At 34.0% G+C, this 13360-nt stretch carries 12 protein-coding genes; 7 read left to right on the top strand and 5 right to left on the bottom strand.

What is annotated here, in order from left to right:
* Positions 1–22: 22 nt before the first annotated feature.
* Genes A8B35_RS15920 through A8B35_RS15910 form a run of 3 tightly spaced genes read right to left on the bottom strand, consistent with a single transcriptional unit; the run spans position 23 to position 3289 of the window.
* Complete coding sequence (locus A8B35_RS15920; protein WP_068474075.1) at positions 23–1303, bottom strand: ABC transporter permease; 1281 nt, start codon at positions 1301–1303, stop codon at positions 23–25.
* Positions 1304–1323: 20 nt separating this feature from the next.
* Positions 1324–2565 carry an ABC transporter permease gene (locus tag A8B35_RS15915; protein ID WP_068474073.1) on the bottom strand — a complete coding sequence of 414 codons (1242 nt, stop codon included), beginning with the start codon at positions 2563–2565 and terminating at the stop codon, positions 1324–1326.
* A gap of 7 nt (positions 2566–2572) precedes the next feature.
* Positions 2573–3289, bottom strand: coding sequence for an ABC transporter ATP-binding protein (locus A8B35_RS15910; protein WP_245820803.1), 717 nt, complete (start codon positions 3287–3289; stop codon positions 2573–2575).
* Between the two features lie 313 nt (positions 3290–3602).
* Between A8B35_RS15910 and rsgA the strand changes: the two genes are divergently transcribed.
* The 7 genes from rsgA (at position 3603) to A8B35_RS15875 (ending at position 11734) form a co-directional block, all read left to right on the top strand.
* The gene (gene rsgA, locus A8B35_RS15905) at positions 3603–4529 is read left to right on the top strand and encodes a ribosome small subunit-dependent GTPase A (RefSeq protein ID WP_068474071.1); all 927 of its coding nucleotides are present in this window, start codon (positions 3603–3605) and stop codon (positions 4527–4529) included.
* A gap of 75 nt (positions 4530–4604) precedes the next feature.
* A complete protein-coding gene (locus tag A8B35_RS15900) occupies positions 4605–7415 on the top strand; it encodes a response regulator (RefSeq protein WP_068474069.1) in 2811 nt (936 codons plus the stop codon).
* A gap of 70 nt (positions 7416–7485) precedes the next feature.
* Entirely contained in the window at positions 7486–8622 is a 1137-nt protein-coding gene (locus A8B35_RS15895; protein WP_068474066.1) for a sensor histidine kinase, read from the top strand.
* A gap of 138 nt (positions 8623–8760) precedes the next feature.
* Entirely contained in the window at positions 8761–9300 is a 540-nt protein-coding gene (locus A8B35_RS15890; protein ID WP_068474064.1) for a YceD family protein, read from the top strand.
* Positions 9301–9315: 15 nt separating this feature from the next.
* Positions 9316–9501, top strand: coding sequence for a 50S ribosomal protein L32 (gene rpmF / locus A8B35_RS15885; RefSeq protein ID WP_068474062.1), 186 nt, complete (start codon positions 9316–9318; stop codon positions 9499–9501).
* Between the two features lie 249 nt (positions 9502–9750).
* Positions 9751–10746 (top strand): beta-ketoacyl-ACP synthase III, encoded by a 996-nt coding sequence (locus A8B35_RS15880; RefSeq protein ID WP_068474059.1) that lies wholly within the window; start codon positions 9751–9753, stop codon positions 10744–10746.
* Positions 10747–10843: 97 nt separating this feature from the next.
* Positions 10844–11734, top strand: coding sequence for a CPBP family intramembrane glutamic endopeptidase (locus A8B35_RS15875; RefSeq protein ID WP_068474056.1), 891 nt, complete (start codon positions 10844–10846; stop codon positions 11732–11734).
* Here the strand turns inward: A8B35_RS15875 and A8B35_RS15870 are convergent.
* Both A8B35_RS15870 and A8B35_RS15865 read right to left on the bottom strand, forming a co-directional pair.
* Complete coding sequence (locus A8B35_RS15870) at positions 11731–12429, bottom strand: hypothetical protein (RefSeq protein WP_068474052.1); 699 nt, start codon at positions 12427–12429, stop codon at positions 11731–11733. The two genes, A8B35_RS15875 and A8B35_RS15870, sit on opposite strands and share 4 nt — an antisense overlap.
* 166 nt (positions 12430–12595) lie before the next feature.
* A complete protein-coding gene (locus tag A8B35_RS15865) occupies positions 12596–13351 on the bottom strand; it encodes a succinate dehydrogenase/fumarate reductase iron-sulfur subunit (protein WP_068474049.1) in 756 nt (251 codons plus the stop codon).
* Between the last annotated feature and the right edge of the window lie 9 nt (positions 13352–13360).

The following is a 13360-nucleotide window of genomic DNA, read 5'->3' as shown; positions in this document are numbered from 1 at the left end:
TTATTGTTTTGTTTATTTGTTTTTATTCGTGTCGTAATGCATCAATTGGTTTTATCTTCACAGCATTTAAAGCAGGAACTAGTCCGGCTATGAAACCAACAGTAATCAACATTAGTAATGCTGATATTGCAATGGGTAAGCCAATTTCAGGATTCATAAAAAATGTTTGGTCATCAGGTCCAGCATTAGCTATTGATGTGTCTACTGCCATATCTACAAGATAAAGAACAATAGTTCCGAATGCGAGGCCTAGGAAGCCAGCAATTGTTGTTAGAAATACTGATTCCATTAAAATTTGTCCTATAATAATTTTTGGTCTTGCACCAATCGCTCTCTGAATACCAATTTCCTTAGTTCTTTCTTTAATTACAATAAGCATAATGTTGCTAATTCCAATTGCACCAGCTATCAAAGTACCAATACCAACTACCCATATTAAGATATCGATACCTAAGAACATGTAGAACATACCTTTTATTTCATTTTCAAGATCGACCTGCCCAATGGCTTCATCATCTTTTGGGGCTATTTTATGATTTTTTTGTAAAATAGGTTTAATTGAGTCGATTACCTTACTAATCTTAGTTCCTTTTTGGGCAGTAATACCAAAAAAGTGAACTTGATCTCCATAGTTAAAAGTTTGCTGCATTGATGTAAAAGGAAGATAAACGGTTTCCTTTTTGTTACTGCCGATGTTAATATTCGGGTTGTTAGATCTAAATACACCAACTACCATAAAATAAACCCCATTAACCCTAACGTAAGTGCCTACAGGGTCCTCGTCTTCATCAAACATTATTTCATAAACCTTTTCACCTATGATGCACACTTTTCGTTTGTGAAGAATATCTTCATCGTTGATATATCTTCCCCACACCATTGTACAAGGATCTATTTTTCTATAAGATGGATAATCGCCCATTACATTGAATGCTGCAGATCTTTCGCCTCTAACAATGTTTTCACCATTTCTCAAATTCCAACCATTTAATCTTGGTGAGATTACATCAATTCCGGCAACTTGATCCTTAATTTCTTCAATGTCTTTGTTGTTGATTTGCCAATTACGGTCTCGCTTATAACCTTCATGTGCTTTTGTAGTAGTGTTAGCCCACATAAAGCCACTGTTGGTGGCAAAGTCTTTAAAACCTTCGGTGATGCCATTTTTTAAACCATTGCCAGAACCTGTCATTACAATGAGCATAAATATTGCCCAGAATACACCAAAAGCGGTAAGGGCACTTCTTAGCTTATTAGTTTTTATGGCATTTATTATTTCTTGCCACCTATCTCTGTCAAACATTAGGATAATTTTAGTTTAAGTTAATCAACATGTAAAGCCTCAATTGGTCTAATGGAAGCAGCTCTCTTTGCAGGGATGTATCCTGCAATTAATCCAGCAGTAATGAGTATAAGTAATGCCCATAACGCGACTCCAAGGCTAGCTGATGGATTCCAAAAAGTTCTTTCGACATCGCCACCAGCTTGTAGAAGTGCAGTTGATACCAATGACAAGATTCCCATTCCAGCCACTAAACCGAAGAATCCTGAAAGAGCCGTAATAAAAACAGACTCGGAAAGTACCAAGCGAATAATAGAGAATGGTGTAGCACCTATGGCTTTTCTAATGCCAATTTCTTTGGTGCGTTCTTTAACCATTATAATCATAATGTTGCTTACTCCCACAATACCTGCTATAATGGTCATAATACCAATTATCCAAACAAACATCCTTATGCCAGCAAAAATGCCTTGAGATTGTTTAAAGTGTTCAAGTGTGTTCCAAATACCTAAGGCTTGTTTATCTTCCGGTGCCACCCTGTGGCGTTTACCTAATAGTAACCTAACCTCTTCTTCTATCCGCTTATTTTCTTCTACAGTAGTTGCATTGGTAGCAATGGCCATTTCACCAAGCTTATTACTTCCGTTAAATACTCTTTGTGCTGTGGTGAGTGGGAGGTAAGCCCTCTTTCTTTCTTTATCCTGAGGGTCTGTAAAAGTACCTACTACCATAAATGGTACGTTATTAACACGCAGATACTTACCGATTGGACTTTCATCTTTAAAAAGTGCATTTTTTATAGGAGTAGATATTATAATCACCTTACGGTACTCTTCAATATCAATTTTATTCACATATCTGCCTTCTTCAAGGTCTACAATCTGAATTTCTTTAAACTCGGGCATAACTCCTTCAGTATTGAAAGTGCCAAATTCATTATTGTAAGTAATTCTAGCTTGCCCATTTATATAGAATCTACCAGAAATATTGTCTATATTTTTATCAAAGTGGAGTTTTAAAGCTTCAACGTCTTGATCAGTGAACTGAATGCGTCTGCCTGCTTTTAGTCCATCGTGGGCTACTTGTGTTCTTCTACTCCAAATCCAAAGGGCATTTTTAGAAGTCCCTCTAAAATTATTTTCCATACCATTTTGTAGTCCTTTACCAGAACCTAATAGCAAAATGAGCATAAAAATTCCCCAAGCAACACTGAAGCCTGTCATTATTGCCCTAAGTTTATTTTGCTTTAAAGTAGATAGAATCTCCTGAATATAGTCGATCATAAGGGTGTTAATTTACTGAGTTGATTACTGGTTGAATAATATTGGAGGTGTTAGATTCTATTAATCCATCTTTTAGTCTAATAATTCTACCTGTTTTCTCAGCAATATCATTTTCGTGTGTAACAATAATTACAGTTATACCCGAGTCATTTACTTCTTTTAAAATCTCCATAACCTCATAAGAGGTTTGTGTATCGAGAGCTCCAGTAGGCTCATCGGCTAATATCACCTTAGGTTTCGAGATAAGTGATCTAGCAATGGCAACTCTTTGCTTTTGTCCTCCTGATAATTCGTTAGGTAAGTGTTCAGCCCAGTCTTTAAGTCCTAATCTTTCTAAATAATCTAACGCAATTTGGTTTCTTTTCTTTCTGCTTACACCTTGATAATACAGAGGTAGGGCCACGTTTTCCATGGCATTTTTAAAAGAAATAAGATTGAAGGATTGGAAAATAAAACCTAAATATTTGTTTCGGAAAGCAGCAGCCTTCCTTTCGTTCATATTCTGAATCAGAATGTTATTTAAGTAATATTCTCCTCGATCGTAATTATCTAAAATGCCCAATATATTAAGCATAGTAGATTTGCCTGAACCTGAGGAGCCCATTATTGAAACCATTTCGCCTTCAAGTATATCTACATCAATACCTTTTAATACATGTAAAGAATTAGCACCTGTTGTGTAAGATTTATGAAGAGAGTTGACCTTTATTATACTATTACTCACAATTATATAGATTTATGTTGTTATGGTATAAGTAGAAATAATCAAATCAAGTGTTTTTTAAGTCAAGATTAGAGTATTTTATAGTGTGACGCATCAATACTTAAAATAGTTACAGATAGAAATGACTTTTATCCAAAAAAAAGTTTTTCTATAAATTAGTACATTTATTACGTATTATCAATGCCTAATTAATTTAGTATTAACACATGATTGCTATCTTTGTGAAGTGTTTGTTTTACAAAATATATTTTTAGCGTTGTAAGATGCACTAGTCGGATTATATTCTTATCATTATAAATTCAACCATATTAAATTGAAAAAAGGGATAGTTTTTAAGTCAACAGGGAGCCGGTATATTGTTAAATCTACCGAAGGTGAAATGGTAAATTGTACCATAAAAGGTAAATTTCGTATGAAAGATATCAAAAGTACAAATCCGGTAAGTGTTGGTGATGTGGTAAATTTCTCATGGGATGAGGCTAACGACGTTGGTGTTATTGCTGAAATTGAAGAACGAAAAAACTATATTATCAGAAAGGCTTCAAAATTATCCAAACAAACACATATTATTGCAGCAAATATTGATCAGGCTGTACTACTCGTAACTGTTAATTATCCTATAACCACAAATGTTTTTGTTGATCGTTTTTTGGCATCAGCAGAGGCTTATCGTATTCCGGTTAGGATAGTTTTCAACAAGGTAGATCGTTATGATGATGCGCATCTTCAATTGGTTGATGACTGTAGAGAAATGTACGAAAATATAGGATACGAAACCTATGCGATATCTGCTAAAAAAGATGAGGATTTAAGTGTAGTAACTAATTTATTAAAAGATAAAGTTAGTGTTATTGCAGGCCATTCAGGTGTAGGCAAATCTACCTTAGTAAATCGGATTCAACCAGGTTTAAATTTGAAGGTAGCCGAAATATCAGATGTTCATCAAAGTGGAAGACACACTACTACTTTTGCCGAGATGCATGAGCTTCATTTTGGAGGATACATAATTGACACTCCCGGTATCAGAGGTTATGGTTTAATTGATATTGAAAAAGAAGAGTTACACCATTATTTCGTTGAGATTTTTAAAGTGTCGGAGTATTGCCAGTTTGGTAATTGTACTCATATTCATGAACCTGGATGTGCTGTAAAAAATGCAGTGGAAGTTGGTGAAATAGCCCTTACCAGATATCAAAGTTATTTAAGTATATTCGAATCGAACGAGGAGAAATATCGCTAAAACCTAAACAAGATATTAACGCATTACAAGTTATGAACCTGCAAGAATTATTGCGCCTAGTTTATCTAAAACAATATGAATAAAGCCATTGGAATAGTAATAGCAAGTGTAGTTTTTTTAATTGCATCTAATATTTATTATTATTACGATACCTATAATTGGCAATTAAATATTCACCAAGAAGTACTTACCAAAGAAATACGAACTTGCAAGGAAAATCATCAGAAATTCTTCAAGGAAACCAAAACCAATATTCTTCTTTTATTAAACGAAAAGGAGCTTAATGCTTTATTTGAGTTTAATACGATTGCTGAAAATACAATTGTACAAGAGCGTACGCAATTACTATACAATAGATACGGTGATGTGCTGAAAGAGCTTACTGTGAGCGATACAAAAGGTCATTGCTATACGCTTAGTAGAATGAATAATGGCGTGTTTGTATCCAAATATAGTGAGCAGAATCGCCAGGAATATTTCAAAGAAACAGTTAATCTGAATATTAAAAATAACACAATTGAATATAAACAGCCATTGTATGCTGATAGCTATATTTATGGTTATGTCAGTTTTAGTATTAATGCGGAGCGGTTTTATAAAGATCTTTTTCATAATTTCAGTATAAGAGGTCATCAAGTAGAATGGATCTTAGATCATAATAATAATGTAATATTCTCTACTCTGGAAGGTTTAAGTTTAGCGAGTAAAAAGAAAGAAAATTTATATGCTTCTGTATTAATGGGAGATACCGCTATAATTCATACAATGCATTATAATGGACTCAGGGAGAGAGTACTAACTTCATTTGAGGTAATTAAGATATCTGGTAGCCCTGTTATTTTGGCGTTTTCATTAAGAGTTAAGCCAATAACAGATTCAATTTTAATGAATTTTGCAATTATTGCTCTTATTACCTTTGTGATTATTATGTTGATCGTTTTGTTCTTCTTACGTGTAGTAAGTAAAAACAAAGTAAATGCAATTCGATTAAATCAATCAGAGGAAGCTTTACAAAAAGTTTTGCATTATTTGCCTGTTGGGGTTGTAATGCTAGATAGTAATAAGCGAATTAAACAGGTTAATAGAGCTGCTCTTAACCTATTTGATTATGAAGACGAGGATTTGTTGCTTAATTCTACAGTTAATTATCACGTAATATTTGAGAAAAAGAAAGTAGTTCAACATATTGATATCACTAAAACATCAAGTAAGTATGTTCTTGATAATGGACAAGGAAATCAGCAGATCCTTTTAAATGAAACAGTTCCTTTCTTTCTGCAGGACGAGCAATATACTATTGAAGTATTTATAGAGTCAACACCATTTGAGAAGATAGTTGAACCAAGTGGGAAGGCTCATCTTGCAAAAACTACTTTTATTGCTAATGTTAGTCATGAACTACGTACGCCATTAAATGGTATTATAGGGATGACTGATGTGATGCTGCTGTCAAATAACCTCCCGGATGCTGAGCGCGATATGTTGGGCATAGTAAAGCGATCGGCAGATACTTTGTTGGCCTTAATTAACGATATACTCGATTTCTCTAAAATTGAATCAGGAAAGCTTGAGGTAGAGGCTATTCCGATGAATCTAAATAAAGAAATTCAGCATATAATTGGCGATTTCGAGGTGCAAGTTAAAGAGCGTAATTTAAAATTAAGCTGGGAATCAGACGGGGATATTCCAGAAGATTACTTGGGTGATCCGCTAAGGATTAAACAGGTACTAATTAATATTATCGGAAACGCAATTAAATTTACAGCCCACGGAGAGGTACGATTAAAGGTTGAGAAAGTAAAAGCTTTAAATGGTAATTCTGTTCTTAAGTTTACGGTTAGTGATACAGGTATTGGCATAAATAAAGATAAACTTCAAACTATCTTTCAATCTTTTTCTCAAGAAGATGAAAGTACTACTCGAAAATTTGGGGGGACAGGTTTAGGAACTTCAATATCTAAGAATTTAGTACAATTGATGGGTGGTGAAATATGGGCTGTAAGTCCATCTTCAATATCAACGAATGAAGAATATCCAGGCTCAGATTTCTGTTTCACACTGCCGCTGTTAAGTATGAGAAAAAGAAAGAATCTAGATTTCTCATATATATTTGCATGGACTCAGATTAATGTTCTTGTAATAAGTGATGATCTATTGCAGGTGCAGGCAATTGCAAAAAACATGATGGCTCTAGGTATAAAATACACGATAATGTCGCCATCTCAAGAAACAATTGTTTCTCTTCGAGACACTAAAAAATATCATGCAATTATAGTAGACCAACGTCCTGATTTTAATGGAATTGATTTCTTGCAGGAACTTTATAATTATAACCTTCATACGCAGTACCTAATTGTTCTTCAAAGCTCAGACTATCAAAAAATGAACACCAATATTGGTAAACGATTAGGAGCTGATATTTACCTCCGTAAGCCTATAAAGATTGATATTCTTAAAAGTTTCTTATTGCGATATTTCACAAGTATTAGAGACACATCGAGTATGGTTGGTAAGGTTGTTCCTCATGATTTAAAAATTTTAGTAGCAGAGGATAATCTTTTCAATCAAAAAGTAGCAAGTAATCTGTTTAGTAAATTGGGGTATACAATTGACATCGCTAATAATGGAAATGATGTGATTAAAATGTTCACAGAGTGTAGTTATGATATTATATTTATGGATCTTCAGATGCCTGAATTAAATGGATTTGAGGCTACTGTAGAAGTCAAGAAATTAAATTCAACTTGCCCTATTATAGCTATGACTGCAAATAATGATTCTTCAATAAAAGACGAAGCTTTTAATGTAGGAGTGGATGATTTTATTGTGAAGCCAGCACAACGCGAAGAAATTAATAGAATGATTTTAAAGTGGTGTGCTAAATAAATTATAATAAGATAAGTGTTTGAACGTTCAATAATTAATTAAATTCACTTTTGTTATTTTATAATTAAACATGTATTATTCTCGTAAGCGATTGTTTAAGCTTTTTATTTTAATTGGCTCTGTTATTATTGGGAGTGCTTCCTTAATTTATACCAAACTATTAACTGATGAATTAAAAATCGAAGAAGAGCAAAAGGTAGCTCTGTGGGCGGAAGCTACAAGGCAGTTAGTGCAGCCCGACATTGATGAGCAGGCAGTTAGTTTGATGCTTGAAGTTCTGAAAAATAATAATACTGTTCCTGTTTTATTAACTGACGATAAGGGAATTATTTATCATCATCGTAATATAAAGCTACCAAAACAAGGAGCAGAACAATATCTTCAGTCTGAGCTGGAGCGGATGAAAAAAACAGGAAAGCGCATTGTTATAAATTTGGGTGATGATGAGGTTCAGTACTTGTATTACAGATCATCTTTATTGCTTGTTAAATTAACGTGGTTTCCAATTGTTCAGTTAATTATTATAATAGTGTTTGTATTAACTGCTTATTTTGCATTTAATAGTGCTCGCAAGCGAGAGCAAGATCAAGTATGGGTTGGCATGTCAAAAGAAACAGCTCATCAATTAGGTACTCCTATTTCATCCCTTATGGGATGGGCCGATTTGTTGGCTCTAAAGGATGAAAATAGTAAAATAGTGCCAGAGATGAAGAACGACATCTCTCGTCTGCAGAATGTAGCGGATCGATTCTCAAAAATTGGCTCTAAACCTATTTTAAAGTCCCTAGATTTAAAAGAACTAGTTTCGGGTACATTAGATTACTTTCAGAATAGAGTATCCTCCAAAATTCAGTTTAAATTAGATTTTGAAGAAAGCAAAACAATATATGCTAATGCCGTATTGTTAGAGTGGGTTCTCGAAAACTTGATAAAGAATGCCATTGATGCAACTTTAGGAAAAGGTGTAATTACGATTTCTTCACAGCATTTAGGAGATCAAATTGTTATTGATATTAGTGATGACGGTAAGGGTATTCATAAATCAAAACATACCACAGTATTTGAGCCTGGCTATACAAGTAAAGAGAGAGGGTGGGGCTTAGGCTTAACTCTTACAAAAAGAATAGTTGAAGAATATCATGGTGGTAAAATATTTGTAAAAGAATCTGAATTAGGAAAAGGAACCACCTTTAGAATTATCCTGTAAGCATGCATTAGCAGCTATGTTAGCTTATTTGCACAATTACAAATAGATGCATGAAAAAAATAAATGAAAAATAAGAGTGTATTTCTTCGCTACTACTATTTATTTTTATACTTTTGCAAAGTTTTTATATCGGGTTAAATGGCTAAACTGAATGAATATAACCTAGTTTTCAAAGGGTTAAAAGAAGGTAGGCATCTTTTTAATTACAGTGTTGATAGTTCTTTTTTTAAGGAAATCAATGATTCAGTAGTTGAAAATGGCGATTTTAAAGTAGAAGTTACTTTATTGAAGAAGTCGCAAATGTTGCAGCTTGATTTTAGTATTGAAGGAAAAGTGAATTCAATATGTGATAATTGTTTGGCAGCATTAACTGTTCCGGTAAGTTTTGAAGGTACCATATATGTTAAGTTTGGTGCTATTTATGATGAACCTAGTGAGGAGATAATAATACTTCCGCACGAAGAACATGAGATTAATTTAGCTCAATTGATATATGAATTTATTGTTGTTAGTTTGCCTTTGCGTTCAGTGCATAGCAACGAAACTGATGATGATAGTTGTGATGATGAGATGATTGACAGATTAAATCAGCAAAACCATCACGAAGAAGAAGCGATTAGCGAAGATGATATAGATCCCCGTTGGGAAGCACTAAGAAAATTAAAGAATAATAAATAAGTAAAGCGTTTTAAGATGGCACATCCTAAAAGAAAGATTTCTAAAACTAGAAGAGATAAAAGAAGAACTCACGATAAAGCTGCTATTCCAGGATTAGGAGTATGTTCTAACTGTGGTTCTACAAAAAAGCTACACACCGTATGTGGTGAGTGTGGTTTTTATAGAGGAAAATTAGCTGTAGCACAAGAAGTGACAGCATAATTTTTTTTTGTCAAAAGTCTTTATAAATTTGCTTCGCATATGCGAGGCAAATTTTGCTTTAAGGCATTTGTAAATTAACTTCGAAAAGGTTATATGTTTAGGTATTTTGCAATTAAAGAACCTAAACACTCAAAATAGTAGTTGCCGAATTATCTATTATTCGGGCATGTGTTTTTATTAGCATTGCTATGCTGATGGATATGCTAGTTATATTATTGATTACGACTATTAAAAAATAAAAACTATCAAATGAAAAACATTAACGCCGTTATAACAGGAGTTGGTGCATATCTTCCAGAATATGTATTGACAAATGAAGAATTAAGCAAAATGGTTGATACCTCTGATGAGTGGATTATGACTCGTGTTGGTATTAAGGAACGCAGAATTCTTAAAGGTGAAGGTAAAGGTGCTTCTGATATGGGCGCTGAGGCTGTTAAAGAATTACTTAAGAAAACAAATACTTCTCCAGAGGATGTTGATTTATTAATTTGTGCAACGGTTACTCCTGATCATGTTTTTCCTGCTACAGGACCTATAATTTGTGATAAAGTAGGTATTAAAGATATCCAAAGTTTCGATGTTAATGCAGCTTGTTCAGGTTTTTTATATGCCTTAGATGTTGCTAATAAATTCGTAAAGTCGGGAATGCATAAGAAGGTTGTAGTTGTGGGCGCTGAAAAGATGTCGTCAATTACAGACTATACAGATAGAACCACATGTGTTCTTTTTGGAGATGCTTCTGCAGCTGTTATGGTTGAACCAACTGAGGAAGAAGTTGGAGTAATGGATACAATTTTACGAAGTGATGGTTCTGGGCGTCAGCATTTATTAATGAAAGCTGGAGGTTCTGTTAATCCATCTTCTCACGAGACGATAGATGCAAAAATGCACTCTGTTTATCAAGAAGGTCAAGCTGTTTTTAAACGTGCTGTTTCAAATATGGCCGATGTTTCTGCTGAGATTGCAGAACGAAATAATTTAACTGCTGATGACATTGCATGGCTTGTACCACATCAGGCTAACCTTAGAATTATTGATGCTACTGCACGTAGAATGGGTATTGATAAGGAAAAAGTAATGATAAATATCCAGCGTTATGGAAATACTACATCTGCAACAATTCCTTTATGTTTATGGGAATGGGAGAAGCAGTTGAAGAAAGGTGATAATATTGTATTAGCTGCATTTGGAGCTGGATTCACTTGGGGATCTACTTACATAAAATGGGGCTACAACAGTTAATTTTTACCAAATACTCAGGTTTTAATCTGAATTAAGATATTATATAAAGAGAAGCCATGTGCTTCTCTTTTTTTATTAGATAAACTCATTATTGAATATGTATACTTCAGCCTTAAGACAACTTCTATTTTTATTGTTTACTGTTTTAGTGTGTTTTGTTGTTTGTACTATTGTATGTTCCGTAATCGGAATATTTTTCTTCGGAACAGAAATACTTAGTAATCCTTCAATCATTTTGAGCGATACAAACTATTTGAGATTTTATCAGCTTTCTCAAAGTGTATCTTTATTTATATTACCTCCTATATTGTATGCTAAATACTATCGTTTAAATATTAAGCAGTATTATCAAATAGGTAAAATTCCTAAGGTAAGTTTATTTGCTTTAGGTTTTTTGTTAGTGATGTTGGTTCAGCCATTGGTAAGTTATTTGGGTTACTTAAATCAGCTAATTCCTTTTCCTGAATATTTAGCAGATGTAGAAAAGTGGTTGAGAATTCAAGAAGATCAGGCTAACGATCTAACACAGCTTATTCTTTCTAATGATTCCCGGATAAGTTTCATATTTAATATTCTTGTGGTTGCAGTAGTTCCTGCAGTAGGGGAAGAGTTGTTGTTTAGAGGTGGTATACAGCCATTATTTGCGCGTATTTTTAAAAATAAGCACATTGGTGTGTGGTTAAGCGCTTTTTTGTTTAGTGCTATTCATATGCAGTTTTTCGGTTTTTTCCCACGCCTGATATTGGGTGCTTTATTTGGTTATATGGTGATGTATGGAAAAAGTTTATGGTTGCCTATATTTTGTCATTTTGTTAATAACTTCTTAGCCTTGCTGATGTTTGCATTATATCAGAATAAGTTCTTAGATGAAGATCCATTATCAGCAGCAACCGAATCGGTCAATTACGTTTGGTTAGGTGTAAGCCTTGTGGGATTTGTTATTGCTATACGAATGATAAAGAATATAGAAAAGGTAAGAGAGAGTTAGTTTAGCTTTTTTTCTTCTTTTCTAAATACGTAAACAAGCCCATACTTTGCAGATTGTTCTCTCTTTTTTGAAGGTTCTAATTCATTATATGTTTCTTCTACCGAATTCCATAAGTTAAGAATAATGGCATCTGCCTGAGCTCTTAATTCACTAACTTTTTCTAACATCTTCTGAGTTGTAGATAAAAGGTTCTTGTGATTATTGTAGCACTCTTTAAATTTCTCAAATTTAATCTTTACCATTGCAATGGATGGATTGTAGATTCTACTTCCACCTAGTGCCATTCTCTTTTCTTCAGCAGGGATAACTTTGGCACCCCATTGTAATAGTTGGGTTTCTGTGCCTAATTCTGGTACGGCTTTATCATCAATATCCATCCCGTATTCCTCTCTTACCTCAGGTTTTAATTCTTTTCTGATGATGCTGAAATTTACAACTTGTATAAAGTGTGAGAGGTATATTTTAGACGATTTAAAACATTCTGACAGTTGCTTGCCAATTTGAGCTTGACGGTCTTTGCTAGAATTATATTGATTAACTGATTGTTCAAATTGTGGTAAAAATGACTTTAAGTCGAGATGTAGTTTGGTGGGATATGCTAAGTCGAAAGGATAGTATTTACTTCCTTCATCCAAAGCAGCTTTTAAAGCTCTTAATCTAGCCTGATCTGTATTAGGGAGTCTTCTATAGGGCATGAATTACATTTACATAAGTGTATCAAGCGAAAAATAGAAAAAATATAAGTAAATACAAATCTTTATTTAACATTAATTGTGAATTCAGCTTAATTGAACTAATATAAAAATAGAAATCCCCAATCTTCCGAAGAAAATTGGGGATTAAATATGTTAATAAAAGTGATTAGTCTTTCAACTTAGCACTTAAATATTCGCGATTTAAACGAGCGATATTTGCGATAGAAACGCCTTTCGGACATTCTACCTCACAAGCTCCAGTGTTTGTACAAGCACCAAAACCTAACTCATCCATTTTACCAACCATAGCTTTAGCTCTAAGTGCAGCCTCAACTTGTCCTTGTGGTAATAATGCTAAGTGACTTACTTTTGCTGAAACGAATAACATTGCTGATCCGTTTTTACAAGTAGCAACACAAGCACCACAACCAATACAGGAAGCGGCATCCATAGCCTCGTCAGCATCATCCTTTGGAATAGGAAGTGCATTTGCATCAGGTACACCACCAGTACTTACTGAAGTATAACCACCTGCAGCAATAATTTGGTCAAAAGCAGTACGATCAACAATAAGGTCTTTAATTACAGGGAAACCAGCAGAACGCCAAGGCTCAATTGTAATAGTCTCGTTATTTTTGAACTTACGCATGTGTAACTGACAAGTTGTTACATCATCATCAGGCCCATGAGGACGTCCGTTGATGTATAATGAACACATACCACAAATACCTTCACGACAATCGTGATCAAATGCAACAGGCTCTTTTCCTTCACCAACTAATTGCTCATTTAAGATATCCATCATCTCAAGGAATGAACTGTCGGTAGATACTGTCTCTAGTTTGTAAGTTTCAAAACCACCCTTAGCTTTAGAGTCGCTCTGACGCCATACTTTTAGAGTCAAACTTATATTATTTTCCATTTTTTCTCT

Origin of the sequence: Saccharicrinis aurantiacus, assembly GCF_001660705.2 — a bacterium.
Taxonomy (GTDB): Bacteria; Bacteroidota; Bacteroidia; order Bacteroidales; family Marinilabiliaceae; genus Saccharicrinis; species Saccharicrinis aurantiacus.
Note: the sequence above shows the minus strand (reverse complement) of the source record. Positions and strands in the feature narration are given on the sequence as shown.

Coding starts and splice junctions, on each gene's coding strand:
- A8B35_RS15880 (WP_068474059.1), top strand. CDS start 9,751: ATGAAAAACATTAACGCCGTTATAACAGGAGTTGGTGCATATCTTCCA.
- A8B35_RS15920 (WP_068474075.1), bottom strand. CDS start 1,303: ATGTTTGACAGAGATAGGTGGCAAGAAATAATAAATGCCATAAAAACT.
- A8B35_RS15900 (WP_068474069.1), top strand. CDS start 4,605: ATGAATAAAGCCATTGGAATAGTAATAGCAAGTGTAGTTTTTTTAATT.
- A8B35_RS15915 (WP_068474073.1), bottom strand. CDS start 2,565: ATGATCGACTATATTCAGGAGATTCTATCTACTTTAAAGCAAAATAAA.
- A8B35_RS15875 (WP_068474056.1), top strand. CDS start 10,844: ATGTATACTTCAGCCTTAAGACAACTTCTATTTTTATTGTTTACTGTT.
- rpmF (WP_068474062.1), top strand. CDS start 9,316: ATGGCACATCCTAAAAGAAAGATTTCTAAAACTAGAAGAGATAAAAGA.
- A8B35_RS15895 (WP_068474066.1), top strand. CDS start 7,486: ATGTATTATTCTCGTAAGCGATTGTTTAAGCTTTTTATTTTAATTGGC.
- A8B35_RS15865 (WP_068474049.1), bottom strand. CDS start 13,351: ATGGAAAATAATATAAGTTTGACTCTAAAAGTATGGCGTCAGAGCGAC.
- A8B35_RS15870 (WP_068474052.1), bottom strand. CDS start 12,429: ATGCCCTATAGAAGACTCCCTAATACAGATCAGGCTAGATTAAGAGCT.
- A8B35_RS15890 (WP_068474064.1), top strand. CDS start 8,761: ATGGCTAAACTGAATGAATATAACCTAGTTTTCAAAGGGTTAAAAGAA.